The organism is Streptomyces sp. NPDC004031, assembly GCF_053604375.1.
In genome coordinates this window covers 19606-43429 of sequence record NZ_JBSGHL010000036.1, presented here as the reverse complement: position 1 = coordinate 43429, position 23824 = coordinate 19606, and the positions used below count along the sequence as shown (strand labels likewise).

The 23824-nt window shown below is 76.0% G+C and carries 25 protein-coding genes and 1 riboswitch; of the genes, 10 read left to right on the top strand and 15 right to left on the bottom strand.

Going from position 1 to position 23824, the window contains the following annotated elements:
• Positions 1-36: 36 nt before the first annotated feature.
• The 3 genes from ACWERV_RS22700 to ACWERV_RS22690 all read right to left on the bottom strand — a co-directional run bounded on the left by ACWERV_RS22700 (position 37) and on the right by ACWERV_RS22690 (position 3898).
• Positions 37-453: an SseB family protein gene (locus tag ACWERV_RS22700; protein ID WP_398178942.1), complete on the bottom strand. Its 417-nt coding sequence runs from the start codon at positions 451-453 to the stop codon at positions 37-39.
• A 186-nt stretch (positions 454-639) separates the two neighbouring features.
• A complete protein-coding gene (locus ACWERV_RS22695; RefSeq protein WP_452935823.1) occupies positions 640-1707 on the bottom strand; it encodes an RNA ligase (ATP) in 1068 nt (355 codons plus the stop codon).
• A gap of 133 nt (positions 1708-1840) precedes the next feature.
• Positions 1841-3898, bottom strand: a complete 2058-nt coding sequence (locus ACWERV_RS22690; RefSeq protein WP_452935820.1) for a DUF5107 domain-containing protein — start codon at positions 3896-3898, stop codon at positions 1841-1843.
• Between the two features lie 246 nt (positions 3899-4144).
• Between ACWERV_RS22690 and ACWERV_RS22685 the strand changes: the two genes are divergently transcribed.
• The 3 genes from ACWERV_RS22685 to ACWERV_RS22675 all read left to right on the top strand — a co-directional run bounded on the left by ACWERV_RS22685 (position 4145) and on the right by ACWERV_RS22675 (position 6338).
• Entirely contained in the window at positions 4145-4984 is an 840-nt protein-coding gene (locus tag ACWERV_RS22685; RefSeq protein ID WP_452935817.1) for a maleylpyruvate isomerase N-terminal domain-containing protein, read from the top strand.
• Between the two features lie 31 nt (positions 4985-5015).
• Entirely contained in the window at positions 5016-5675 is a 660-nt protein-coding gene (locus ACWERV_RS22680; protein WP_452935815.1) for a hypothetical protein, read from the top strand.
• A gap of 225 nt (positions 5676-5900) precedes the next feature.
• Positions 5901-6338, top strand: a complete 438-nt coding sequence (locus ACWERV_RS22675; RefSeq protein ID WP_452935812.1) for an ankyrin repeat domain-containing protein — start codon at positions 5901-5903, stop codon at positions 6336-6338.
• Positions 6339-6390: 52 nt separating this feature from the next.
• Here the strand turns inward: ACWERV_RS22675 and alc are convergent, their stop codons facing one another.
• A complete protein-coding gene (gene alc, locus ACWERV_RS22670) occupies positions 6391-7620 on the bottom strand; it encodes an allantoicase (protein WP_452935809.1) in 1230 nt (409 codons plus the stop codon).
• A 100-nt stretch (positions 7621-7720) separates the two neighbouring features.
• On the bottom strand, positions 7721-8695 hold the full coding sequence (locus ACWERV_RS22665) for an AraC family transcriptional regulator (RefSeq protein ID WP_452935806.1): 975 nt from the start codon (positions 8693-8695) through the stop codon (positions 7721-7723).
• Between the two features lie 87 nt (positions 8696-8782).
• Between ACWERV_RS22665 and ACWERV_RS22660 the strand changes: the two genes are divergently transcribed.
• The 3 genes from ACWERV_RS22660 (at position 8783) to ACWERV_RS22650 (ending at position 11854) form a co-directional block, all read left to right on the top strand.
• On the top strand, positions 8783-9499 hold the full coding sequence (locus ACWERV_RS22660) for an anthrone oxygenase family protein (protein WP_452935803.1): 717 nt from the start codon (positions 8783-8785) through the stop codon (positions 9497-9499).
• Positions 9500-9597: 98 nt separating this feature from the next.
• Positions 9598-10449: an alpha/beta fold hydrolase gene (locus tag ACWERV_RS22655; RefSeq protein ID WP_452935800.1), complete on the top strand. Its 852-nt coding sequence runs from the start codon at positions 9598-9600 to the stop codon at positions 10447-10449.
• A 63-nt stretch (positions 10450-10512) separates the two neighbouring features.
• A riboswitch (ZMP/ZTP riboswitch) is annotated at positions 10513-10598 on the top strand.
• Between the two features lie 98 nt (positions 10599-10696).
• Positions 10697-11854: a phosphoribosylaminoimidazolecarboxamide formyltransferase gene (locus ACWERV_RS22650; RefSeq protein WP_452935797.1), complete on the top strand. Its 1158-nt coding sequence runs from the start codon at positions 10697-10699 to the stop codon at positions 11852-11854.
• A gap of 40 nt (positions 11855-11894) precedes the next feature.
• Here the strand turns inward: ACWERV_RS22650 and ACWERV_RS22645 are convergent, their stop codons facing one another.
• Positions 11895-12737: a crotonase/enoyl-CoA hydratase family protein gene (locus ACWERV_RS22645; protein ID WP_452935795.1), complete on the bottom strand. Its 843-nt coding sequence runs from the start codon at positions 12735-12737 to the stop codon at positions 11895-11897.
• 29 nt (positions 12738-12766) lie between these two features.
• Positions 12767-13339, bottom strand: coding sequence for a helix-turn-helix domain-containing protein (locus ACWERV_RS22640; protein WP_452935792.1), 573 nt, complete (start codon positions 13337-13339; stop codon positions 12767-12769).
• 79 nt (positions 13340-13418) lie between these two features.
• On the opposite strand from ACWERV_RS22640, the gene ACWERV_RS22635 reads away from it, so the two are divergent.
• From ACWERV_RS22635 to ACWERV_RS22625, 3 genes are all read left to right on the top strand, one after another.
• Complete coding sequence (locus ACWERV_RS22635) at positions 13419-14144, top strand: AzlC family ABC transporter permease (RefSeq protein WP_452935789.1); 726 nt, start codon at positions 13419-13421, stop codon at positions 14142-14144.
• Positions 14141-14464 carry an AzlD domain-containing protein gene (locus tag ACWERV_RS22630; protein WP_452935787.1) on the top strand — a complete coding sequence of 108 codons (324 nt, stop codon included), beginning with the start codon at positions 14141-14143 and terminating at the stop codon, positions 14462-14464. The genes ACWERV_RS22635 and ACWERV_RS22630 overlap by 4 nt, the downstream gene beginning before the upstream one ends.
• A 167-nt stretch (positions 14465-14631) precedes the next feature.
• Positions 14632-15726, top strand: coding sequence for a phosphatidylinositol-specific phospholipase C domain-containing protein (locus tag ACWERV_RS22625; RefSeq protein WP_452935784.1), 1095 nt, complete (start codon positions 14632-14634; stop codon positions 15724-15726).
• Positions 15727-15756: 30 nt separating this feature from the next.
• On the opposite strand, the gene ACWERV_RS22620 is transcribed toward ACWERV_RS22625, so the two are convergent.
• The 6 genes from ACWERV_RS22620 to ACWERV_RS22595 all read right to left on the bottom strand — a co-directional run bounded on the left by ACWERV_RS22620 (position 15757) and on the right by ACWERV_RS22595 (position 20764).
• Complete coding sequence (locus ACWERV_RS22620) at positions 15757-16149, bottom strand: nuclear transport factor 2 family protein (protein WP_398178898.1); 393 nt, start codon at positions 16147-16149, stop codon at positions 15757-15759.
• A gap of 245 nt (positions 16150-16394) precedes the next feature.
• Complete coding sequence (locus ACWERV_RS22615; protein WP_452935781.1) at positions 16395-17324, bottom strand: L,D-transpeptidase family protein; 930 nt, start codon at positions 17322-17324, stop codon at positions 16395-16397.
• A gap of 111 nt (positions 17325-17435) precedes the next feature.
• Positions 17436-18131, bottom strand: coding sequence for an alpha/beta hydrolase (locus ACWERV_RS22610; protein WP_452935779.1), 696 nt, complete (start codon positions 18129-18131; stop codon positions 17436-17438).
• Between the two features lie 55 nt (positions 18132-18186).
• Positions 18187-18933 (bottom strand): Mut7-C RNAse domain-containing protein, encoded by a 747-nt coding sequence (locus tag ACWERV_RS22605; RefSeq protein ID WP_452935776.1) that lies wholly within the window; start codon positions 18931-18933, stop codon positions 18187-18189.
• Between the two features lie 87 nt (positions 18934-19020).
• Positions 19021-19449 carry a tRNA (N6-threonylcarbamoyladenosine(37)-N6)-methyltransferase TrmO gene (gene tsaA, locus ACWERV_RS22600; RefSeq protein ID WP_452935773.1) on the bottom strand — a complete coding sequence of 143 codons (429 nt, stop codon included), beginning with the start codon at positions 19447-19449 and terminating at the stop codon, positions 19021-19023.
• Between the two features lie 484 nt (positions 19450-19933).
• On the bottom strand, positions 19934-20764 hold the full coding sequence (locus tag ACWERV_RS22595) for an exodeoxyribonuclease III (RefSeq protein WP_452935770.1): 831 nt from the start codon (positions 20762-20764) through the stop codon (positions 19934-19936).
• A gap of 85 nt (positions 20765-20849) precedes the next feature.
• On the opposite strand from ACWERV_RS22595, the gene ACWERV_RS22590 reads away from it, so the two are divergent.
• The gene (locus ACWERV_RS22590) at positions 20850-21368 is read left to right on the top strand and encodes a GNAT family N-acetyltransferase (protein WP_452935767.1); all 519 of its coding nucleotides are present in this window, start codon (positions 20850-20852) and stop codon (positions 21366-21368) included.
• 61 nt (positions 21369-21429) lie between these two features.
• Here ACWERV_RS22590 and ACWERV_RS22585 read toward each other — a convergent pair whose 3' ends face one another.
• Complete coding sequence (locus tag ACWERV_RS22585) at positions 21430-21678, bottom strand: DUF1049 domain-containing protein (RefSeq protein ID WP_452935764.1); 249 nt, start codon at positions 21676-21678, stop codon at positions 21430-21432.
• Positions 21679-21841: 163 nt separating this feature from the next.
• Positions 21842-23077 carry a M14 family zinc carboxypeptidase gene (locus ACWERV_RS22580; RefSeq protein ID WP_452935761.1) on the bottom strand — a complete coding sequence of 412 codons (1236 nt, stop codon included), beginning with the start codon at positions 23075-23077 and terminating at the stop codon, positions 21842-21844.
• Positions 23078-23824: the final 747 nt, after the last annotated feature.

The following is a 23824-nucleotide window of genomic DNA, read 5'->3' as shown; positions in this document are numbered from 1 at the left end:
GGGGGCCCGGACCCGCCGTCGGCCGCCGTGCCGTCGTCAGTTGCCGCCGACGAGTCCGGCGAGGGCGCGGACGCCCTGGCCGGAGATGCTGAGGGAGTCGGCGTTGCCGGTGTCGATGGAGAGGATCAGCTCGTCGGAGGGCCAGGCGCCGCTCAGCGCGGCGAGCTGGACGAGCCGGTAGCGGCGGGTGGTGGGCAGGGCCTCGGCCATCCGGGTCTCGGAGGTGAAGACGGGGACGAGCTGCCGCCCGTCGTCCTGTTCGTAGACGGGCAGCTGGATCTCCCGCGGGAGTTCGGCGCCGCTGGGCTGCTCGTCGGTGCCGGGCACCGGCAGGAGCACGTCGCTCACGGCGAGGGTGCTGAGCGCGACGACGTTCTCGCTGCCGGTCGCGATCTCGTGCAGGGCGCGCTGGGCGGGGGGCAGGGCGCCGTCGGGGCTCATGTCGTCGGTCATCGCTGAGGTGTCCTCTCGCCGCGGGGCGGGTGCGCGGCCGGCGGCCGGACCCGCTGCCGCGTGGTCGGGCTTACGCGTGCGGTTGTCTCGCTGACCCCCGCCGCGTACCCGTCCCTGGCCGGTCCATGCGAAGCCGGGCCGGAAACGGCGCGGGCCCGGCCGGGGAGGGCCGGGTCCGCGCGGGGCTCACTCGTACTCGGTGCCGCCCTTGCGGGTGAGGTAGGCGTCGCCGACGACCTTGGCGACGGCCCGGCCGCCGAGGACGGGGCTGTACTTGTCCTCGGCGGTGCGGACGACGACGCCCTCGCGGATGTGCACCTCGCGGCCGGTGACCGTCTCGCGGCCCTGTGCCAGCTCCAGCACCCGGTCGAGGTCGAAGGGTCCGCGGTAGAGGCGCGGGACGAGCGGCAGGCCGCCGACCGGCAGCTCGGCGGGGTCGAGCCAGCGCAGCGCGCCGCCGGTGTCGGCGCACACGTCGAAGGCCGCGTAGCCGGGCAGTTCGCGGCGCGCGTCGACGCCGTAGCCGAGGTCCTGGACGCCGCCGCCGTAGACCTCGCCGTAGATGCCGATCCTGGCCGCGCCGAGGATGCGGGCCAGCTCCGCGGCGAGTTCGGGCAGGCCGTAGCCGCGGACGGCGCGCCAGTACAGGTTGCCGGGTGCCTCCTTGAGGGCGAGGTGCTGCGAGCCGAGGCCCTTGGACGTGACGTGGAGGGTGCCGTCGTCCGCGCGGTAGGTCAGGCAGCAGGCGGTGCCGTGCAGCTTCTCGGTGACGGTGACGAGGTCGCCGGGGGCGAAGATGCCGGGGTGGCGTTTGAGGTTCTCGATGTCGATCCAGGGCAGCAGGTCGGGCGCGGACTCGACGTCGCCGCTCATCGACACGGGCACCGGGGGCACCCATTTGGTGATGCCGAGCCGCTCCGCGAAGTCCTGGTCCTCGGCGGCGGCGCGCTCCAGGTCGGTGCCGCCGAGCGCGGCCGGGCGGCAGACGATGCCCTGGGACAGCTCGCCGCGCAGCCGTACCGCCTTGACGCGGTTGGCGGCGCTGCCCGCGAGCCGTCCGGTCAGTCCGAGTTCGCCGATCAGCGGGTCGGGCAAGACGGCCTGCTCGGGGATGTAGACGGCGAAGTCCCCGGTGCGGTAAGCGCCCTTGGCGACGACGGCGCGGTACAGGCCGACCTGCGCCAGCTCCAGGGCGTCGGCGTTCGGGTGCTCGGTGATGGTGAGCCGCTCGGCGGTCACCCGCAGTGTGGACATGGCTGTCCCCTCCCCCGGTGGTGTGGTGGTGGTCGCCCCCGGACGGGCCGGGGGCGCGCAGACCACTGTGGCCGCGCGGGTGACGCACGGGCCAACGGTTTTCGCCGCGGGAGGGGCGGCCGGTGACGGGCCCTCAGTTCTCCTCGGGGCGCATCAGGAAGTCGTAGTGCGCGGGCAGCGGGTGCGCGGCGCGGGCCTCGGCGCGTACCGCGTCGGTGATCTCGCCCTCCCCGGCGACCAGCCGTTCGGCCACCGCGGTCCACAGGTCGCTCAGTTCCTCGGCGCCCTCCCGCAGGTCGGCGAGGACGATCCCGGCGTCCAGCAGGGCGCGGGCGGCGGGCGCGTCGCCGTGGGCGAGCGCGGTACGGGCGCGCAGCAGCCGGATCCGGCCGTCGTCGAGCGGGGCGCCCCCGTCGAGGGCGGGGGCGGCGAGCAGCCGTGCGGCCTCGGCGGGGCGGCCCGCGGCCAGCAGCACGGGCACGGCCTCGGCCAGCAGCGCGCGCTGCACGTCGCGCACCTGCGGCCCGTACTGCCCGGCGGTGGCGGCGAGTTCGTCCCAGGCGGCGGTGTAGCGGTCGGCGGCCTGCGCGGTGCGGCCCTCGGTGACGTCGGCGACGGCGAGGGCGCGGGCCGCCCACGGCGAGGGGTGGGCGGCGAGCGAGCGCTCCCAGCTGCGGACGGCCTGCGCCTGGTCGCCCGCGGCCCACTGGGCGATGCCGAGGTAGTAGTCGCGGAACCACTCGTTGCCGGGGTAGGTGTCGGCGGATTCCAGCAGCTCGCGCCACTGGGGCGCGACCAGGCACGGGCCGGGCGCGGCCCCGGCGGGCGGGCGCGGGAAGACGCCGGCCAGCAGCAGTTCGAGCCAGGGCTTCTGCTGTTCGCCCAGCGTCGTGGCGTCGAAGGGCGTGCCGGGCAGCCGCAGATGGCCGCGTTCGGCCTCCAGGGCGCCCCAGCCGGATCCGGTGTGCAGGATCTCCTTGGGTTCGGCGTCGGCCTGCCCGAGCCAGTCGGCGTAGGCGGTGTCGACGGCGGCCCGCGGCAGCGCGGCCTCCAGCCGGGCGGCGGCCTCGGCGCGCGCGGCGGCCCAGTCCTCGCCGTGCACCCGCTCGGGGTCGGCGGCCAGCGGGCCGTACGCCTCCAGCCAGGACAGATCGGTGTCGGCGGGCATCGGGAGGTGCTCGAACTGGGTACGGGCCAGGCCCGCCTGGATCTCCAGATAGCCGCCGGTACCGGGTTCGGTCAGCCATTCCTGCCAGCGGCGGCCGCCGCTGCCGCGCCCCCACCAGAAGATCTTGCGGCCGCGCAGCAGGTCGGTGGAGGTCTGGACGAGACCCTGCCCGTCCCCGTCGAGCGCGGCGATCCAGCGGCGGTCGTCGCCGCGGATGTCGAGGAAGTAGTCGGCGGCGTGCTCGGAGCCGCCGGGGTAGCTGACGTCGGGGCCGCCGGGCGCGGGCACGGGCAGGCCGACCTGCCGCAGCCGGCGCTGGTGCCCGAAGTGCCAGGCGGCCTGCGCGGGGGCCAGCACGCGGGTGCGGTCGGTGTCGGGGACGGCGGTGTTGGACCACCAGTAGGCGGGCACGGTGCGGTCGTGCGGGTTGCGCACCCGGATGCCGACGTAGAGGAAGTCGGAGTCCTCGGGCAGCCAGAAGTCGATCTGGAAGGCCAGGTCGCGCAGCCGCTCCCACTCCCACAGCCGCAGCATCTCGCCGCCGTCCGGGGCGGGCACCTTGGCGGCGTGCAGCGGGGCGCAGGTGTGCGCGGCGTGGCCGGTGGCGCCGAGGTTCCACTCGACCCCGCCGGAGAACCAGGCCCCGGCGAGCGCGAAGTCGGCGGGCTGGAAGACCGGGTTGCGGTAGAGGAGTTCGCGGCCGGTGGGCTTGTGGACGAGCGAGTGGAGGCGGCCGCCGAGGCCGGGCAGCACGGTGGCGCGCAGCCGTGAGTTCTCGACGACGAGCGCGTCGAGGTCGGCGGGCGCGCGGTCGCGGCCGTATCCGTCGAGGACGCGCACCGGCAGTACCGTGCGCAGCGGCGCGTAGCCGATCTGCCGGGCCATGTCGGCGGGCAGCCCCGCGAGGTCGGCCGGGTCGATCCGGTGCAGTTCGCCGTCGGGGTGCAGCGCGGGCAGCGGATTCTCCGGGCCGAGCGGGGCGGCCGGTAGGCGCACCGTCGTGCCGGTCACGGTCGTAGCCAAGGCCACCTCATCCGGTTCTCGCTGGTGGGCCGCACCGCGCGGCTGCGGTGGGCCACCGCGGGGCGGGTGCGTCCCGCGGGTCTGACGATCACCATGGAACAGCCTTCGCGGCGCTGTGAACAGGCCCCCTGTGGCCGGATTTGGCCAAAGCCCCGCAAGCCGCCCGCCGTTGCGGGGCCGGGCCGGTGCCGCCGGGGGTGTCCGGCGGGGGCCGGGGTGTCGCCGTTCGCTGCTACAACGGAGGTTATGCAGACGTCACCGCCGTCACCGCCGCCGTCCGCCGACTTCCCCCACACCGCGCCCGCCGGGCCGCCGCGTCCGCCCGAGGGTTTCGACGGGCGGCTGGAGCTGATCGAGGAGCGGTCCGCGGCGCTGCGGTCGGCGGCGCGCGGGGCGGCGCGGAACGCGGGGATCCCGGGGTGCCCGGACTGGACGGCCGAGGATCTGGTGGCGCACGTGGGGGCGGCGCAGCGGTTCTGGGCCGCGGTCGTCGCGGCGGGTCCCGCGCGGCGGCCGCCCGCCGAGGCGGAGGTGCCGCACCGCACTCCCGCGGGCGATCTGCTGGAGTGGTCGGCGGCCGGTACGGCGGCGCTGGTCGGGGCGCTGCGGGCGGCGGGGCCCGGGGCGCCGTGCTGGACGTGGTGGGCGGAGTCCGGGACGGGCGGCACGGCGGGGGCGGTGGCGCGGCAGCAGGTGCGGGAGGCGGCCGTGCACGCGCGGGACGCGCAGGCGGCCGCGGGGGCCGCCGAGCCGGTGCCGCCGGGGGTGGCGCTGGACGCGCTGGACGAGCTGCTGTCCGTCACCTTCGGCGCGATGGACGGCTGGCCGGACTCCCCCGCCCGGGTCGCGCTGGTCGCCGACGAGGGCCGCGCCTGGACGCTGATCCTGGACGCGACGGGTGCCTCGGCGGTCCGCGGCCGCGCGGGCGCGGGCCGTCCGGAGGCGGACGCGACGGTCTCGGCGCCGGCGAGCGATCTGCTGCTCGCCCTGCACCGCCGGCTGCCGTGGGACGGCACGCCGACGCTGCGGGTGACCGGGGAGGCGGCCCTGGTGCGGCAACTGGCGGTCTGGTCGCCGCTGGGCTGAGCACGTACCGTCCTGACTGGGGGTGATGTCCATGTCAGGACGGCACCGGCACACGGCCCCGAAGGGCCGGACGATCCTCTCCTCGTTACCGGCGGTCTGCCTGCTGCTCGTGGCGGCCTGCTCGGCGGGCGGCCACGGCGGTACACACGACCCCTCGCTCCCGACAGCCGCACCCGGCCCGCCGGTCGGCAGCATCGCCCACCCGCGGCCCGTGACCTGCGGCGACGGCCACACCACCGGCACCGTCCAGGGCACCGCCGGAACCGCGGACCGCCCCTGGGCGCCCGCCGCGCCACCGGCCGCGCCGACCGCGAAGGACGTCACGGTCGGGACGCTGACGCTGCACGGGCTGCGCGGGCTCGCCGACGGCGACCAGGAGGCGTACGGCGTCCACGACGCGGACGGCTGGCACTACATGATCGGCGCCGTCCTCGGCAGCGGCAGCCCGGTCACCGTCGTGATCGGCGCCGAGCAGCGGGCCCGCGCGGGGCTGGAGTTCGGCGGCGACCAGGGCCTCGCGCCGACCCCCGCGGTGACCTTCCAGGGCTGCCCCGGCGCGGCGACCTCCTACCTGGGGGCCTTCTTCGTCGCGGGCGACGGGCGGGCGTGCGTGCCGCTGGACATCCGAGCGGGTGACGGCGCGCCGCAGCGCGTGGTGATCTCCTTCTTCGCGGGCCCGTGCCCGGCTTAGGGCCTGTCGTGTGGATCTCCGCGGCGTCGCATGCCCCGGCACGCACATCTTCCCCCTGCCTTCGGCGGGAGGTGCCCCCAGCGTTGTCGTCGGTCAACAAAGCTCCGCTTTGCCTCCCTCCTCCGCCTTGCAGCTGGGGGTACCTCTCAGGCGAAGCTCTGGGGGAGCACCGGACCCCGCTCCTTCCTCCACGGAAATCCACACGACAGGCCCTAGGCTGGCGGCATGACCGAGCCGACGCCCGGCCGGGGCCCCGCGCCCGTGGCCGACCAGGAGCCCGCGCACGACCCGGAGGTCCTCCAGCTCGCCTCCCAGGTCTTCGACCTGGCCCGGCAGGGCGACACCGACCGGCTCGCCGCCTACGTCGACGCCGGGGTGCCGGTGAACCTCACCAACGACCGCGGCGACACGCTGCTCATGCTCGCCGCCTACCACGGCCACGCGCCCGCCGTCCGGGCGCTGCTGGAGCGCGGGGCGGAGCCCGACCGGGCCAACGACCGCGGCCAGACCCCACTGGCGGGCGCGGTCTTCAAGGGCGAGGACGACGTCGTCACCGCGCTCGTCGAGGCGGGCGCCGACCCGGACGCGGGCGCGCCCTCGGCCGTGGACACCGCGCGGATGTTCGGCAAGGACGCGCTGCTGGAGCTGTTCGGCACCCGCTGAGCGGGGCGCCCGGCCCGCGCCGCGCGGCACCGTTCCGTGCGCCCCGCCGTTTTCAGGACAGCGCGGTGCGGCGGGCCGCGAGCCGCCGGGCGCCCTCCTCGGTGAGCGAGCCGTGCAGGCGCAGCCGGGCGACGCCGCCGTCCGGGAAGATGTCCAGCCGGGCGTGGGTGGCGGACGTCGGCGGCGTCAGGAAGCGGTGGACGGTGTCGGGTTGCAGCCGCACCCGGTCCAGGAGCGGCGTCCAGGAGCCGTCGCGGCTGCTCCCGCCGTTCTCCGCGCTCCCCGCGCCCGGGGCTTGGTCGCCGTCCGGGGCGTCCTTCACCCACAGCTCCGCCCAGCCCGCGGCGTTGCCCTTCAGACAGCCGGTGTCGATCTCGACGGCGCGGATCTCGCCCTGCCCCGCCAGCCGGTAGCCGATCCAGTCGTGCCCGGTGTCGCGGCGCCGCCGGGTCTCCCAGGCGTCGTCCATCCGCTGCGGGCGGCCGGGCAGCAGGGTGTTCTCGGGCGGCGAGTAGAAGCGGTCGGAGGCGTCCAGCACCGTGCCGCCGTTCTCCAGCGCGACCAGGTCGAACGTCCCGAGCGCCGCGAGCCACGCCGGGTCGGGCACCACCTCGCCGAGCACCCGCAGCCGGGCGACGCCCCCGTCCGGGTGCTGGCGCAGCCGGATGTGCGTGAAGCGGCGCTCGTGGTGCACGGCGAAGACGTTCTCGGCGTGGCCGCCCACAGGGGCGTGCCCGATCAGCTCCGTCCAGCGCACCGCCGGGTCGAGCAGGTCCTCCGGCGCGGCCGCCGGATCCGCGGCGACGGCGTCCACCGACACCGCCTGCGGGTGGTTGCCGCGGAAGTGCGCCGTGTCGACGACGACGGCCCGGACAACGCCGGGCACCCCGAGCCGGACCAGCGCCCAGTCGTGGTCGCCGGGCTGCGGGTGCGGGAGGCGGGCGGAAGGGCCGCGCCGCCGCCGGGTCTCCCAGCCGTCCATGACCTTGCCCTTGCGCCCGAAGCGCTCCGGCTCGAAGGCGGCGGGGGCGCGCAGCAGCAGGTTCTCGCGTTCGGCGAAGAACTCGTCGCCCGCGGCCATGACCCCGCCGCCGAGCCTGCGGTCGGCGAGGTCCACGAGTCCCGCGAGTCCGGTGTGGGCGCCGGTGGCCGCGCGGTAGTCGGCGTAGGGGTGGCCGCCCGCGTAGGGGAGGGCGCCGCCGGTGAAGCCGGTCAGCGCGGTGAAGGTGCCCGCGGGGCCGCTGCCGGTCCCCGCACCCGTTCCCGTGTCCGTCTGCGTCATGCTGTTCCGCCCCTTCCGTGGTGTCCGCTCGCCGGTCCGTGCTCCTGTGCGGTGTGCCCGTGCGGGCTCGGTGTACGTGTGTGCGCCGGGTACGGCCGGGTCACGAGGCCACGGCGGTACGTTCCCGGTACTGCTGCGGGCTGATGCCGCGTACCCGCTTGAAGGCGGCGCTGAGCGCGAAGGGGCTGCCGTAGCCGACCCGGCGGGCCACCGCGGCGATCGTGGCGTCCGGCGCGCGCAGCAGGTCGGCGGCCAGGGCGAGCCGCCAGCCGGTGAGGTAGGCCATGGGCGGCTCGCCGACCAGTTCGGTGAAGCGGCGGCCGAGCGCGGCCCGGGAGACGCCGGTGCGCGCGGCGAGGTCCGCGACCGTCCAGGGGTGCGCGGGGTCGTCGTGCAGCAAGCGCAGCGCGGGCCCGACGACGGGGTCGGCCTGCGCGGCGTACCAGGCGGGGGCGGCGGCCTCGGGGCGCGCGAACCAGGCCCGCAGCACCGCGATGAGCAGCAGGTCCAGCAGCCGGTCGAGCACCACCTCCTGGCCCGGCTCGTCGCGTACGACCTCGTCGTTGAGCAGGCCGGGCAGCGGGCTGGACCACGCCCCGGCGGGCAGCACGAGCACGCGCGGCAGCGCGGACAGCAGCCGTCCGCCGATCTCGCCGCCCATCTCGTAGGTGCCGGTGACCAGGACGCCGCAGCCGGGCGGCAGTTCGCCGGGCCGTGCGGGGTCGGCGGGGACGTCGCCCCAGGTGCGCACCCCGAGGTCCATCCGCTCGCACAGCTCGACCCCGTCGACGGTGGTGGACACCTGCCCGGGATGGATGACGATCCGCGGCTCGGTGTCCGGGCCGTCCGCGACCGTGTACGGCTCGGGGCCGCGGACGACGGCGATGTCCCCGGGACGCAGCGGGCGCGCGGGAACGTCGTCGGCGCGTATCCACGCGTCGCCCCGCACCACGTGCACGAGCGTCAGCGGCGCCCGGTCGGCGATCCGCAGCGACCAGGGCGGGGAGAGGACCGAGCGCAGCAGGAAGGCGCCGTGCGCGCGGGGACCGTCCAGCAGGCTGGCCAGGGCATCCATGCGCACAGCCTAGGCGTGGACGCACGCGTATGCGGATGAGCTTTTCGGCGATGGCCGCGCCGTGGGGCGCGCGGATTGACTGAGGTCATGACGCAGACGCCGCAGACGCCCCCGGCCCGGCCCGCCCCGTACGCACCGCGGACGCCCGCCGCACCCGCCCTCTTCGGGCCGCCGCAGTCCCCGGGCCCCGGCCCGCAGGGCGGCGCGCCCGCCGCCGGGCCGTGGGGGGTCGCGCCCGGACCCACGCCCCGGCCCGTACCGCGGCCCGACCCCCGCCCGACCACCCGAGGAGCAGCCGTGAACGGCACCCTCAGCGGCCTCGTGCTGCTCGCCGCGACCCTCACCACCGGGCTGATGGCCGGCCTCTACTTCGCCTTCTCCGTGGCCGTGATGCCCGGCCTCGGCAGGTCCGGCGACCGGGCCCTCGTGGAGGCGATGCAGCGCATCAACGTCGCCATCCTCAACGGCTGGTTCACCCTCGCCTTCGGCGGCGCGCTGGTGCTCGGCATCGTCGCGGCGGTGCTGCACCGCGGCGGCCCGGGGCGCCCGGCGCTGCCGTGGATCGTCGCCGGTGTGGCGCTCTACGCGCTGTCGCTGCTGATCACCATGGGGTGCAGCGTGCCGCTCAACAACAAGCTCGCGGACGCGGGCGCGCCCGGACACATCCACGACATCGCGGCGGTCCGGGCGCGCTTCGAATCCGCCTGGATCCACTGGAACATCGCGCGCACCCTGGTCAGCACCGCCGCACTGGGCTGCCTGGCCTGGGCGATGCGGGTGGCGGCCGGTGCGGGCCGGGCGTGACCCCCGGCGGGCCGGGCCCGGGACGAACAGGGCGGCGCCGCGCCCCCGTTGGGGGGCGATGCCCGCGGGGGCCCGACACGGCCCCGACAATGGTCGGCATGACGATTCCTGATGCGCCATCACCTCGCACGGAAGACCCCGTCACCGCCGCGCAGGCGCTGCTGCCGCTGGACGGCGGCGACATCCACGTCTGCCAGGACGGCCCCCGCGACGCCCCCGCCCTGCTGCTGGTCCACGGGTCGGGGGCGTCCTCCCTGTCGTGGCAGGCCATGGTGCCGCCGCTGGCCGCCGCCCACCGCGTCGTCCGGATCGACCTGCTGGGCCACGGGCGGTCCGCGCAGCCGGCGGACGGCGGGTACGGCATCCCGGAGCAGGCGGACCGGGCGGCGCGGGTGCTGGAGCTGCTGGAGGCCGCACCGGCCGTCGTCGTGGGCCACTCCAGCGGCGGCTACACCGCGGTCGCCCTCGCCGAACGGCACCCGGAGCTGGTGCGCGGGCTGGCCCTCGTCAACACGGGCCCGCGGATCGACGCCCTCACCGCGCAGGACGCGGGCGCCGTCAGCGCGGAGGTGCGGTGGCCGCCGACCGACGAGCAGATCCGCGCCTTCTCCGGCGGCAGCTTCCCCGAAGGCAGCGACGCGCCGCGGATACTGGCCGAGGAACTGCGCCAGATGAGCTTCCGCTCCTTCCTGACGACCATGCGCGCCTCCTACGGCTACCTGGCCGAGCAGCCGGTGCCGGAGCGGCTGGCGGCGCTCGGCACACCCGCCCAGGCCGTCTACGGGGAGCTGGACGGCCGCTGGGCGCCCGCGGCGTACGGCGACTACGGCGCGGTGCCCGGCATCCGCGTCGATCCGCTGCCGGGCGTCGGGCACACCTCGATCCTGGAGGCCCCGGAGCGCGTCGCCGCACTGGTGCTGGCCTTCGCGGCAGGGCTCGGGGACCGCTGAGCGGGGCGGCCGCGTCCCACAGGTCCGCTCCCCTGCCGGGCGGCCCGGGGCTCCGCTAGAGTCGGCCGTGGCCGCGACTGGCGAGGGTGGGCCAACCACCGGGGAGCGGCCGTCCGTTCGCGTGAGCGTCGACCGCCTGGGCGCCTTCCGCCGACGCGGCCCGGCCGTCTCCCGCGCACCGTGAGCCCGTACGCTTCGGGCCCGGCCGCGGGGCACCCCGCCGGGCTCCGAGCGAGGAGGCCTGGACATGCGGTTGCGCTACGGAACGAACCCCCAGCAGACGGCGGCGAGCGCCGCGCCCGTGCGGGCAGGGGCATGGCCGCTGAGGGTGCTGAACGGCGAGCCGTCGTACATCAACCTGCTGGACGCGCTGAGCGGCTGGCAGCTGGTCAGGGAGGCCGCGGGCGCGCTGGGCCGGCCGGCCGCGGCCTCCTTCAAGCATGTCTCGCCGGCCGGGGCGGCGCTCGCCGGACCACTGGAGGCCGGCGCCGCCGCGCTCTACCGCACCGACCCGGGCGCGGGCGCGCTGACCAGCGCCTACGTCCGGGCGCGGGACGCCGACCCGAAGTCCTCCTACGGCGACCTCGCGGCGGTGTCGCACCCGGTCGACGCCGAACTGGCCGATCTGCTGGGCCATGTGGTGAGCGACGGCATCATCGCGCCGGGCTTCGAACCGGGCACGGTGGCCGCGCTGCGCCGCAAGAAGAAGGGCCGCTTCCTGGTGATCGAGGCGGACCCGGATTTCGTCGCGCCGCCGCAGGAGGAGCGCGAGCTGCACGGGCTGCGGCTGACGCAGGCGCGGGACGACGTGCCGCTGCACGCCGGGCTGCTGGACGACGTGGTGTGCGGCGGGCCGCTGCCCGCGTCCGCCGCGGCGGACCTGCTGCTGGGGCTGGCCGTGGTGCGCCACACCCAGTCCAACTCGGTCTGCTACGTGCGGAACGGGGTCACGCTGGGCATCGGGGCGGGGCAGCAGTCCCGGGTGGACTGCACGCGACTGGCGGGCGCGAAGGCGGACCTGTGGTGGCTGCGCCGCCACCCGGCGGTGCCCGCGCTGCACTTCCTGCCCTCGGTACGCCGCCAGGAGCGCGTCAACTGGCAGGTGCGCTTCGCCGAGGGCGACATGACGGCGGACGAGCGCACCCGTTTCGGCCGGGCGCTGGCCGTACCGGCGGACGACCTGGGCGCGGGTGAGCGGCGGGCCTGGGCGGCGGGCCTGACGTCGGTCGCCTTCGCCTCGGACGGCGCGCTGCCCTTCCGGGACAACGTCGACCACGCCGCCCGGCACGGGGTGCGCTGGATCGCCGAGCCCGGCGGCTCGATCCGCTCGGGCGACGTCGCCGACGCCTGCCGCGAGCACGGCATCACCCTGGTCCACACCCGCCTGCGGCTCTTCCGGCACTGACGCCCGCCCCGGGAAGCGGCCGGGAGGGGCGCCGCCCGCGTCATCCGCCGAAGGCGCCGTGCCGCCCCTCCCCCGCGGTGAAGCGGGCCACGCCCCGCGCCGCCTGCGCCAGTGAGACCCGCCCGTGCGCCAGTTCGACGGCCAGCGCCTCGTCCTGCGGCAGGCCCTCCTGCTCCAGCAGGGCCAGCCGGTCCTGGCGCAGGCACACCTGCGGGAAGGCGGCGATCTCGGCGGCCAGCCGCTCGGCCGCCGCGCGCGCGGTGCCGTCGGGCACGACGCGGTCGGCCAGGCCGATGGCCAGCGCCTCCGCCGATTCCACCGGGCGGCCGGTGAGCACCAGGTCCATGGCCCGGCCCGCGCCGACGATCCGGGGCAGCCGTACCGTGCCGCCGTCGATCAGCGGGACGCCCCAGCGGCGGCAGAAGACGCCGAGGACAGCCGACTCCTCGACGACCCGCAGGTCGCACCACAACGCCAGCTCCAGCCCGCCCGCGACCGCGTGGCCCGCGACGGCCGCGATCACGGGCTTGCCGAGCCGCATCCGGGTCGGGCCCATCGGCCCGTCGGCGTCGGGGCCCCGCGCATCGGACGGGTCGGTGACGCGGTTGCCGCGTTCGGTGCCGATCGCCGTCAGGTCGGCGCCGGAGCAGAACGTGCCGCCCTCGCCCCAGAGCACGGCGACGCAGGCCTCCTCGTCGGCGTCGAACGCCCGGAAGGCGTCGGCCAGCGCGCGTGCGGTGGGGCCGTCGACCGCGTTGCGCACCGCGGGACGCGACAGCACGACCGTGGTCACCGGCCCGTTCCGCTCGGTGCGGACGGCGGCCTGCTCCTGCTCCTGGTCCTGCTCCTGTCCCTGCTCCTGCCCCTCGGCCTGTCCGGGCACGGCGGCTCCTTCCGTCTGCGTTCGTCGGGTCAGCGGTGCTCCTGGACGAGCACCGCCGAGGTGCCAGGCTCCAGGGCCCGGAAGACATGGGCGAGGTCCCCCGGGTAGGCGATGTAGTCGCCCGGCCCGATCTCCACCGGCTCCTCCGCGACGCCGACGAGCGCCCGCCCGGTGCTGAGCACCACGTGCTCCACGACCCCCGGCATGTGCGGGTCGGACTCCCGCGCGCTGCCGGGCTGGGCGGTCACCAGGTAGATGTCGCGCCGGATGCCGGGCGGTGAGGAAGCGAGCAGCACGGCGACGTACTCGGCCCGCTCGGCGGCGAAGGCCGGCCCCTCACCGGCCCTGATGACCTGCACCTGGGGCCGTGGCGGATCCACGAGCTGGGCGAAGGGTACGTCGAGGGTGACACTGAGCGCCCACAGCGTCTCCACGCTGGGGTTGCCCGTGCCCGACTCCAGCTGGGACAGCGTGGACTTGGCGATGCCCGCCCGCCGGGCGACCTCGGCGAGCGACAGCCCGGCCCTCCGCCGCTCCCGCTGCAGCCCGGCCGCGATCACGTCCAGCGGCGGCCCGCCGCGCGGGGCCCCGTCCTGCGGCACGTCCACTCCCTTCGTTCGCTCTATCGGTCGATGCGTTTTCCTTGACGAACGCTTCGTCAGATGTTCAGTATAGGCAGCGATGCGTTCGATACAGCGAACAAGACGGCTGCCCTTCCCCCGCTCCCTCCTTCCTCACGCCCCGGGCCTGGCCCGGGACATCGCCCTGGTCTGCGCCGCCGACGCCGTGGTCGGCGTGTCCTTCGGCGCCCTCTCCGTCGGCCTCGGGCTGCCGCCCTGGCTCCCGGTGCTGCTGTCCGTGGTCGTCTTCGCGGGCGCGGCGCAGTTCCTCTTCGTCGGTCTGGTGGCGGCGGGCGGCAACCCGGTCGCCGCGGTGGCCGCCGGGCTCCTGGTCAACGCCCGCCACCTCCCCTTCGGCTTCGCCGTGGGCGACGCCCTCGGCGCGGGCTGGCCGCGCCGCATCGCCGGGAGCCATCTGATGGTCGACGAGACCGTGGCCTTCACGCTGGCGCAGCGCGAGCCGCCGCACCGGCGCACGGCCTACTGGCTGTGCGGCACCGGCCTGTTCGCGAGCTGGAACGCCGGCGTGCTGCTGGGCGTCTACGGTGGCCACGCCCTGCACGACACCGACGCCCTCGGCCTGGACGCGGCCTTCCCCGCCGTGCTGCTCGCCCTGCTGCTCCCCTCGCTGCGCACGGCCGGGACCCGCCGCGCCGCGCTGACCGGCGCGCTGGTCGCGCTCGCGACGGCGCCCTTCCTGCCCGCGGGGCTGCCCGTGCTGCTCGCCCTCGCGGGTGTCGCCGCCGGGGGGCACCGACGCCCCGCCGCCCCGGAGGACGTCCGGTGAGCGGCAGCGCCCAGTTGCTCGCTGCCACCGCCGTGCTCGGCGCGGGCACCTTCGCCTTCCGCTTCGCCGGTCCGGCGCTGCGCTCGCGCGTCACCCTGCCGCCCGCGCTCGAACGTCTGCTGGCGACCGCCGTGGTCGTGCTGCTCGCCGCCCTCGTCGCCACCTCGGCGCTCACCGACGGGCACGCCCTGGCGGGCCCGGCCCGGCCCGCGGGTGTCGCCGTCGGGGCGCTGTGCGCCTGGCGCAGAGCCCCCTTCCTCGTCGTCGTCCTCGCCGCCGCGGCGGCCACCGCCGTACTGCGCCTCCTCTCCGTGCCCTGACCGGGCCTCAGCTCACCGCACCGCCTCCGACTCCGCCTCCGCCTCCAGGAGTTGGCCGAACTCGGAGGCGACAGCAGGAATGCAGGTCGTGTTACGTGTCATGTCTCCGTCGCTTCACGCCTCTCCGTCACCGTCCTGACGGAGAGCCATCCCCCACAGGAGGACACGTGACCCGTCCGCTCACCCGCCGCCTTCCGCTCCGCCGCGCCGCCGCGCGGACGGGACGCGCCGCCCTGCTCGGCGCCCTCGCGGCCTGCCTCGCCTTCACCGCCACCGGCCCGGCCGCCTCGGCCGACACCGACGCACTGCCGCTGTCCGGCGCCACCACGTCCGGCCTGCACAACAGCTACGATCCCGCCTCCTTCACATATCTCGCCCAGGCGCTCGACACCGGCACGTCGATGATCGAGCTCGACGTCTGGGACGACTTCGTCACCCAGGAGTGGAAGGTCAGCCACTCCAACCCGCTGGGCAACAGCAACAACTGCGTCAACGCCGGCAATGCCTCCCAGCTCTACTCGGGCGGCGCCAACAAGGACCTGGAGAGCTGCCTCGACGACATCCGGGTGTGGCTGGGCGCCCACCCCGGCCACGGCCCGCTGTACGTCAAGCTGGAGATGAAGGCCGGCTTCCAGTCGACCTTCGGGATGAGCCCCGCCAAGCTCGACCAGTCGATCAGCGCCCACCTCGGCAGCCTGGTCTTCAAGCCCGCCGACCTGCTCGCCAAGCCGGGCGGCGGCCAGTACGCCACCCTCGACGAGGCCGCGACCGCCGGCAACTGGCCCACCCGCGCCCAGCTCGCGGGCAAGGTGGTGCTGGAGGTCATCCCCGGCACGGTCGAGGAGTCCAACCCGACCGACTCGCTGTGGACGGACAGCGAGTACGCCGGCTATCTGCGGGACCTGCACACCCAGGGCAAGACCGCGCAGGCCAACGTCTTCCCCTCGGTCCACAACGCCCAGTCCGGCGACCCCCGGACCCGCTACTCCGACACCTCCCTGCGTCCGTGGTTCGTGGCCTTCGACGGCGACGCGGCCGCCTATCTCAACGGCAGCATCGACACCTCCTGGTACGACACCCACCACTACCTGCTCTTCATGACCGACGCGCAGAACGTGGCACCCGCGCTGGACGACGTGAACCCGGCGCCCGCCGACGCGCAGGCCAGGGTCGCCCAGCTGGCCAAGGCCCACGCCACGGTCGCCTCCAACGACTGGCGCGGCCTCACCCAGGTCCAGTCGACGGTGCTGCCGCGCGGCTGAGCCCGGCCGACACACCGCCCCGCCCAGGGGTCAGTCGTCCTCCAGCCCGCTCCGGCAGCCGGTCGGGCTGAGGTGCACAGCGGCCAGCCTCCACCGTGCGCCGTCCGTGACGATCATCTGCGTGACGCGGAAATGGCCGTCCGCGTCACGCCCGTCGTAGATGCTCTGCTGGCCCTGCACCCCCACCGCGACCGCGGCCGGGCCGTGCCTGCGCACCGTCACGTCCTCCCAGGTGAAGGAGTCGTGTATGAGGGCGCCCGAGGCGTAGCGGTCTATCCACTGCTTCTTGTCGAGCACGAAGCCCTGCGGGCCGACCGCCGTGAAGTCGTCGGTCAGCAGTGCGTCCAGCGCGGCGGTGTCCCCGCGCCGTTCCGCCTCGGCCCACTGCCGCGCGAAGCCGGCCAGCTCCCGGTCGTCGTCCATGCCGTTGCCTCCCTTGCACCCGGGGACGTCGGGCGATCCGTCCTGCCCTCAAGACTCCCCGACCGGCGCGGATGTGACATCGGCCCACGGCATGGTTTCCCGCTACTCCCCCGGTCAGCGCCGTCACCGCAACGGCGTACTCCCCCAGGAGTAACCGAACGCCGCTCCTGCGACCGGGAGCTGACACCCCGTCGGCCCGCTGTGCCCGTGACCTGCCGATCCGCCGCCCGCGGGCGGCGGGCGCCTCAGGACGACAGCGAGCCGTGGTCGCCCATCACGATGACCGGATGATCCGCCGGGAGCAGGGTGTGCAGCAGGTCGACCATGTGGTCGGCGGAGATGCTGACGCAGCCGTGCGTGGGCCCGCCGTGGTCGACGTGCACCCAGATGCCGCCGCCGCGGCTCGCGCCGAGCGGCTGGCTGCCGTCGAGCGGGGAGTTGCCGGGCACGCGGTTGTAGTCGATCGCGATGACGTAGTCGAACGCCTCGTCGAGGGCCTCCCCGTCGAAGCCGACACCGCCCGCGCGGAAGCGGCTGTCGTGGTGGTACGGCAGCTTCGTGCCCGGGTCGGGCTCGAAGCCGCCCGCGTCGCTGAGGGTGAAGACGCCGATGGGGCTGTGCAGGTCGTTGGAGTGGTGGGTGGCGGTCCAGCCGTGCAGCGCGTTGTGCGCGGGCCAGGCGGCGCCGGGCAGCCAGCGGCCGTTGGCGGTCTTCGTCCACAGCGTCACGACGGTGTCGGAGGAGTCCTTCGCCGCACCGGAGGCGACAAGCACCTGGCGGCTGGCGACCGGGATCTCGGCGCGGGTCCTGGGCCCGAGTCCGCTGATGGCGGGCAGCGAGCCCGGGGGCGACACCGCCGGGGTCGCGGCACCGGGCGGCGGCCCCTCCGCCCGCGCGGGCACCCCGGCGTGCGGGGCGGCGGCGGCGCGGTCCTCCGCCGTGGCGGCGGAGTGCCGGGTGGCGGCCAGGTAGCCCGCGCCGACAGCGGCGAGCACGACCACGCCGGCGGCGGCCGCGGCCCCCGCGCGCCATGCGCGGCGGCGCGGCCTGCGGTGCCTGTTGCGGCCTTGGTCCCCGCGGTTTCCGCCCGCGCCGTCCGGTTCGCCGGGGGCCTGAGCTGCGGGCCCGGGGCCTTGCCGTCGGTCGGCGTACGCGTCGGAGGGAGTGGCAGTCATCGGTACGATCCTCGCAAACACCCGGCTCCCACCCGTCACCCAGCCCCCACGGACGCCCGTTTTACCCAGCACGTCCACATTCGCACCCGGGGCGGGTGAAGAGCGGCAGCGTCACGCCTCGTCGAGCAACTGTGCCGTCAGTTCACGCGGACGGCTGAGGGCGAGCAGGTGCCCGCCCGGCAGGGTCTCGACCTCGATCCCGAGCCGGTCGCGCACCACCTCGCGCTGGAACTCCAGGGGGAAGAACCGGTCGTCGCGGCCCTGTAGGAACCGCGTCGGCACGTCCGGCCAGCCGGAACGCGGCCAGGGCTGGACGAAGAGCGCGGGCGGCGGTCCGGACGGCGGCGCCGCGAGCGCCTCCTCGGTCACCTCCGGCGGGACGTCGTGGAAGAAGTCGGTCCGCGGGTCGAACTCGGCGTCCGGGTCGCGCCCGGTCGCCTTCGCGTACGCGGCCCTGGCCGCGGGCTGCCCGGTGTTGCCCCACCACGCCCCCGCGGTCTCACCCGGCCGGGGGACCATCGCGTTGACCAGGACGATGCGGTCGACCGGAATCCGCCGGTCGACCACCAGCGGCGCCGAGAAGCCGCCGAGGGACTGCGCGACCAGCACGACCGGCGCCGCGGGCTCCGGCGCCGCGTCCCGCACGGCCGCGGCGATGGCGTCCGCGAAGGCGTCGAGGTCGGCCGCCTCGTCGTCGGGCAGGTCGGCGGCGACCACGGTGTGGCCCCGGTCGCGCAGTTGCCGCGCCACCAGGTGCCAGTACCAGGCCTTGCCGTCCGCGCCGGGAACGAGCACATATGTCGCCATGCCGCCACCGTACCGCCATCGGGACACCTGACCTGACGTCAGACGGCCCGGCCGGTCATCCCGCGCGGCGTCCGCGGCGCTCCGCGTGCTCGCGCAGCGCGCGGTCGACGACGGCCGCGAGTTCGGCGTGGTGGGCGCCGCGCCAGTAGACCCGGCCGCAGGAGGGGCATTCGGCGAAGACGTCGTAGGTCTTGCGGGTGCCGTCGGCGAGGCGGTCGCGCACCGAGTCCTTGTCGGCGTCCCGCAGCTCGCCGTTGCAGGCGACGCAGCGCGTCCAGGGGGCCAGGTCCGGCTCGAAACGCTCCAGCACGTCCTGCAACTGCTCCTCGGGCCGGTCGCTGTAGACGTAGCCGCCCGCCCACAGCTCGCGGCGGCGCAGCAGGCCGCGGTCCCGGGAGAGCATCACCCGGCGGTCGCGCGCCGACAGTGCGGCGAGGGCCGGGTCGCCGATGTCCTCGCTCTCATAGGCCGCGTCCACGCCCAGCAGCCGCAGCCGGCGCGCCAGTGTGCCCAGGTGGACGTCGAGCAGGAACCGCAGCGGCGCACCGGGCACCTGCTGCGGGCGGGCGGGCGCGCGCACGTCGATCACCTCGCCCGCGGCCGGCACATGGCGCACGGACACGTCGTGCCCGTCGACGGACAGCCCGCCCACCTCGGTCAGCGGGATGCCGAGCGACTCGACGACGTGCCCGAGCGAGGATGTGCCGTCCGTGGTCAGCGGCAGGGACGCGGCGCGGCGGTCGGACGGCAGGAAAAGGCGCAGGCCGGCGGGGATTCTGACGGTCACTCGTGGTCGGTTCACGGCGCCAGGATGCCACCGGCGCGCCGGACGGCCCCGGGAATTTCCGGGCCCGCGCGAGCGCGGTGCCGCGGTGCGCGGGCGCCGCCGTCAGCGGTCGGCGATGTCACCGAGCAGCGGTTTGATGTCGACGACCGGGGTGCCGTCCAGCGCTTCGAGACCGGTCACCCGCAGCCGCGGCCCGTCCGGGCCCGGCTCGATCTCCATGACGCGGACGCGGTGCAGTCCGACGGGGTTGGGGCGGTCCGGGGAGCGGGTGGTGAAGACGCCCTGCGGGGACCGGGACAGATCGCCGCGCGGGTGCACCACGAGCCGGTCGCGGTCGGCGAGGTGCAGCCAGGTCAGCACGAGGACCTCGGTGCCGGGCCGCAGGCCGCGCAGCCCGTCCGCCACGTCCGGCCGCAGCACCAGCCACGCGTCGGGCGCGCCCTCGTCGCCCTGCCGCGGCGCGTCCTCCCGCGCGGTCAGCGGGGACTCGACCCGGCCGACCGGTTCGACGGCGTACGGTGCGTCGTTCATGCCGCCGAGCGTATGCCGTCACGCCCTGCCGTGTGACGTGACGTCAGTGCGGGCCGCGCCGGGCGGCGCGCGGCCGGTCGGCGTCGGCCACGGCTCGGGCGAAGGCATCGGGGGCCCCAGGGGGCTCCCGCGGGGCGTTGTGCCCGACCCCGGCGGGGCGCCCGGACCGGCCGCCGGGTCCGGGAGGACGGACGCGGGACCGGGTCCGTCCGGGGCGGCGGCGTTCGCGGTGCCCGCCGGTACGGCCGCGGCGCCCAGGCCGAGGCCGACCCTCCTGGCGAAGGTCCGTCTGTCGGTCACCGCCCGCGTCCTCCGCTCGCGACCGCCGTCCCGCTGCCGCGCGGGCTCCGGGCCCGGTGCGGCACGGACCGCGGCCGCCGGAGCGCACGCGCGCCGGGCATGGGGCCGGTACGGCGACCGTCGGTGTGACGGGCGCACCCGGACAGGGCGCACCCGGACGGTGTCGGGCGCCATGTGTCGGGCGTCAGACGGTGTACGCGACCGTGACCGGGGCGTGGTCGGACCAGCGTTCGGCGTACGTCGCCGCGCGCTCCACGACGGCGGTGGCGGCCGCCGCGGCGAGCTTCGGGGTGGCGAGGTGGTAGTCGATACGCCAGCCGGTGTCCCGGTCGAAGGCCTGGCCGCGGTAGGACCACCAGCTGTACGGGCCCTCCACATCGGGGTGCAGCTGCCGGACGACGTCCGTCCAGCCGCCCTCGGCGCCGAGCAGCTCGGCGACCCAGGCGCGCTCCTCGGGGAGAAAGCCGGAGTTCTTCCGGTTGCCGCGCCAGTTGCGCAGGTCGGCCTCGGCCGGGGCGATGTTCCAGTCGCCGACGACCAGCGCGTGCCCGCCGGACGCGGCGGCGCGGTCGCGCAGCGAGTCGAGGTAGCCGCGGAATTCGGCCATGAAGCGGTATTTCGCGTCCTGCCGCTCGGTCTCCGCCTCCCCGGTGGGCAGGTAGAGGCTGCCGACGGTGAGGCCGGGGCCGGAGCCGCCGACCGTGCCGTCGCCCGGCAGGTCGACCTCCAGGTAGCGGCCGGAGGCGTCGTACTCGGCCGAGCCGAAGCCGACGCGTACGGCGGTCGGGGCCACCCGCGAGAAGACCGAGACGCCCGCCCGGCCCTTGGTCGCGGCGGGCGCGTGGTAGGCGTGCCAGCCCTCGGGGTCGCGCAGCTCCACGGGGAGCTGGTCCGGCTCCGCGCGGACTTCCTGGAGGCACACGACATCGGCCGCCGTCCGCTCCAGCCAGGGCAGGAAGCCCTTGCGCGCGGCGGCCCGCAGCCCGTTGACGTTCACGGTGGTCACGATGGTCACCGCAGGGACGATACCCGCAGCCGTCACCCGCCGGAAAGCGCAGGTCGTACACCTGTGCGACGAATTGTCGGACCCACCCTCTACGATGGCGGACGTGGAGATCAGGAAGACGCGATACGACGAGCCGGCCGCCGTCCGGCTCAACGAGCTGGTGCAGCAGGAGTACGCCGAGCGCTACGGCGAGGGTGATCTGACGCCGATGGCGGCCGACCACTTCGACCCGCCGCACGGGCTCTACCTGGTGGCGTACGACACCGGCGGCGAGCCGGTGGCCAGCGGCGGCTGGCGCGCGCAGGACGCCTCGCCGGAGGGGCACGCGGACGGCGACGCGGAGATCAAGCGGATGTTCGTGGTGAAGGAGGCGCGCGGGCGGGGGCTGGCCCGAGCGATCCTCGCCGAGCTGGAGGCGAGCGCCGCGGCGGCCGGGCGGACGCGGATGGTGCTGGAGACGGGCTCGCTCCAGCCCGAGGCGATATCCCTGTACACGTCGTGCGGGTATGTGCCGGTGGAGAAGTTCGGCTACTACCGCCACGAGGAGCTGAGCATCTGCATGGGCAAGGCCCTCGGCGTCCCGCAGGCCGCCCGCGCGGTGCGGACGGCGTGACGGCCTGACGGCGGCGAGGGCGGGGGCGACGGCTGGGCGGGCGCGGGCGCGGGCCCGGTGGTCAGCGGCGGCGGCGCCGCGAGCCGCGCAGGAAACGGCCGCACAGCCAGCCGATGACGTACGGGATGAGCAGCGCCAGCCACAGCGGCATGGTGACCTCGGGGATCAGCAGCCGGATCCGCACGTCCCGGGTGTTCTCGAAGATGAAGACCAGCGCGAGGACGCCGAGCACCAGCACGACGATCCTGCCGGGCGTCAGCCGGTCGCGCAGGCCGCCGCGGGACGCCTGGTCGGACTTGTCGGGTGCCATACGCCCACCTGCCCTCAGCCGGGTCCGCTGCGGTTCGCCCGCACTCCCTGCGGCCCATCGTCCCGGGCGGGCCCGGCCCGCGCCGCCGGTACGACCGCTCAGTGCTCCGAACGGGTGAGGGGCGGGCCGGGCCGGCGGGGCATGGGCGGTGGTGCCGCGGCCGTCAGGCGGACAGTTCCTCGTAGACGGCGAGCACGCTGCGCGCCTGCTGCTCGACCTGGTCGGCCACCGGCACCCACCGCGGGCGGTACGCCCGCTCGTACGCCTCGCACCACGTGTCCACCAGCCGGGCGACCTGCGGGACGTCCGCGACCCGGCGGAGCATCGCCGCGGCCCGCAGCGGGATGCGCTGGGCGAAGACCTCGATGCTGGTCACCCGCGCGGTCGTCATGTCCGGCAGCGGGGCCGCGCCCGGCGCCCGCACCGCCGGGTCCCAGTCCGCGGTGAGCGCGGGCCCGAGCCCGACCAGCTCGCGGACGGTGCGCAGCAGCGGGCAGTCCGCGTCCTCGAGGCCCAGCCGCGGGAGCACGGCGTCCAGCACCCGCGCCACGGCCGGCAGGTCGCGGCGCAGCGCGGCCCCCGCCCTGCGCAGGGCCCGGTCCGCGTCGGGGTGCGGGGTGGTGTCCGCGCTGCGGTCGCACGCCCACATCGGCACCTCGACGATCGCCGTCACCCCGCGGTAGCGCTGCGCGTGCACCCACGTGGAGTGCGCGCCGTCGCCGATCGCGGGATCGCCGCACGGCGGCATCACGTAGACGCCCGGACCCGGGCTCGGCCACTGGAAGGCGTCCGACGAACCGCTCTCCAGCGGGATGTCCAGCTCCGCCGCGGACTTGCCGATCCGCTCCGGCACCCCCGGCACCTCGCTGGTGAGCTGCACGAAGCTGCCGCCGACGTCGATCCCGTGCAGCGAGCACTGAAGCACCGGACGCAGCGCGTCCAGGACGTCGACGAGCGCGCGGGTCTCCGGCAGCGCGGGGGCCGCGCCCGCACCGCTCGCCGGCAGCCACTCCGGCTGCTCGGCCGTGCAGGGCCGGAAGAAGTGCTCGTAGTGGCCGCGCAGCGTGTACGGGCCGGAGAGCCAGGGTTCGTTGAGGGCGGCGCCGTCCGGGTCGATGCACAGCAGGAAGTGCCAGCTGCTGCCGTCGTCGTCGCCGTCGGCGCGCCGCCGGGCGATCATGCGGGCGAGCCGCAGGGCGGTCGCACCGCCCACCGCCGCCTCGTTGGCGTGCGGGCCCGCCACCACCAGGACGTTGCGGTCGCCGTGGCCGACGGAGAGCATCAGCAGCGGGCGGCCCGCGCGCGAGGTGCCCACCCTGCCCAGCCGGCACACCTCCGGATAGCTCAGCGCGATCGTACGCGCACCCGCAGTGATCTCCCCGGTGGTCGGATAGCGCATCCCCGTCATCCCCGTCACCGCAATCCCCCCATGGGCCCGGGGCGCGAAGGCGCGTGTCCCGGAACCGGCTCACGACATCGAGTGCGATCCCGTTAGTACGACACGGCGGTGCGGGGGTGTCAACGGTGCTACGCCGCTTCCCGCGGGGGGTGGGGCGGGGTGGGGTGGGGCGCCGCCCCCGCAGCCCCCGCTGCCGCAGGGGCCCCGCGCGCCGCGCGGTGAGTGCGGTGGGCTTGCCGCCGGGCCGGGGCGGATACGACGTTGCGCGTGCGCGCGGGCCTGGGCCGGGCGGGGGGCGGCCGGGCCCGGCCGCGCGGGTGCGGTTACAGCATCTGGGCGATGTGCGATGCCCTTGCCGGGCGGGCTGGCAGGGGCGGCGTGCTGCCCCTTGCAGTGGGCGGTACGCGCTCGGGCCGGTGGGGGCTGAGCGCGCAGTTCCCCGCGCCCCTGACCGAGCCGCCGCGCTCGTGCGCGTGCGTACCTCACCTCAGGCCGGTGGGGGTTGTTCGCGCAGTTCCCCGCGCCCCTGACCGAGCCGCCGTACCCGCACGGGTACGTACCTCACCCCGGGCCCGCGGGGGCTGAGCGCGCAGTTCCCCACGCCCCAGACCGGGCCGCCGCGCCCGCACGGGTACGTACCTCACCTCAGGCCGGTGGGGGTTGTTCGCGCAGTTCCCCGCGCCCCTGACCGAGCCGCCGCGCCCGCACAGGTGCGTACCTCAACCCGGACCCGTGAGGGCTGAGCGC

What these genes read in the sequence shown, in the direction of transcription:
- ACWERV_RS22700 (WP_398178942.1), bottom strand. Translation starts at nt 453, where the DNA reads ATGACCGACGACATGAGCCCCGACGGCGCCCTGCCCCCCGCCCAGCGC.
- ACWERV_RS22695 (WP_452935823.1), bottom strand. Translation starts at nt 1,707, where the DNA reads ATGTCCACACTGCGGGTGACCGCCGAGCGGCTCACCATCACCGAGCAC.
- ACWERV_RS22685 (WP_452935817.1), top strand. Translation starts at nt 4,145, where the DNA reads ATGCAGACGTCACCGCCGTCACCGCCGCCGTCCGCCGACTTCCCCCAC.
- ACWERV_RS22680 (WP_452935815.1), top strand. Translation starts at nt 5,016, where the DNA reads ATGTCAGGACGGCACCGGCACACGGCCCCGAAGGGCCGGACGATCCTC.
- ACWERV_RS22675 (WP_452935812.1), top strand. Translation starts at nt 5,901, where the DNA reads ATGACCGAGCCGACGCCCGGCCGGGGCCCCGCGCCCGTGGCCGACCAG.
- alc (WP_452935809.1), bottom strand. Translation starts at nt 7,620, where the DNA reads ATGACGCAGACGGACACGGGAACGGGTGCGGGGACCGGCAGCGGCCCC.
- ACWERV_RS22665 (WP_452935806.1), bottom strand. Translation starts at nt 8,695, where the DNA reads ATGGATGCCCTGGCCAGCCTGCTGGACGGTCCCCGCGCGCACGGCGCC.
- ACWERV_RS22660 (WP_452935803.1), top strand. Translation starts at nt 8,783, where the DNA reads ATGACGCAGACGCCGCAGACGCCCCCGGCCCGGCCCGCCCCGTACGCA.
- ACWERV_RS22655 (WP_452935800.1), top strand. Translation starts at nt 9,598, where the DNA reads ATGACGATTCCTGATGCGCCATCACCTCGCACGGAAGACCCCGTCACC.
- ACWERV_RS22650 (WP_452935797.1), top strand. Translation starts at nt 10,697, where the DNA reads ATGCGGTTGCGCTACGGAACGAACCCCCAGCAGACGGCGGCGAGCGCC.
- ACWERV_RS22635 (WP_452935789.1), top strand. Translation starts at nt 13,419, where the DNA reads ATGCGTTCGATACAGCGAACAAGACGGCTGCCCTTCCCCCGCTCCCTC.
- ACWERV_RS22620 (WP_398178898.1), bottom strand. Translation starts at nt 16,149, where the DNA reads ATGGACGACGACCGGGAGCTGGCCGGCTTCGCGCGGCAGTGGGCCGAG.
- ACWERV_RS22615 (WP_452935781.1), bottom strand. Translation starts at nt 17,324, where the DNA reads ATGACTGCCACTCCCTCCGACGCGTACGCCGACCGACGGCAAGGCCCC.
- ACWERV_RS22610 (WP_452935779.1), bottom strand. Translation starts at nt 18,131, where the DNA reads ATGGCGACATATGTGCTCGTTCCCGGCGCGGACGGCAAGGCCTGGTAC.
- tsaA (WP_452935773.1), bottom strand. Translation starts at nt 19,449, where the DNA reads ATGAACGACGCACCGTACGCCGTCGAACCGGTCGGCCGGGTCGAGTCC.
- ACWERV_RS22590 (WP_452935767.1), top strand. Translation starts at nt 20,850, where the DNA reads ATGGCGGACGTGGAGATCAGGAAGACGCGATACGACGAGCCGGCCGCC.
- ACWERV_RS22585 (WP_452935764.1), bottom strand. Translation starts at nt 21,678, where the DNA reads ATGGCACCCGACAAGTCCGACCAGGCGTCCCGCGGCGGCCTGCGCGAC.
- ACWERV_RS22580 (WP_452935761.1), bottom strand. Translation starts at nt 23,077, where the DNA reads ATGCGCTATCCGACCACCGGGGAGATCACTGCGGGTGCGCGTACGATC.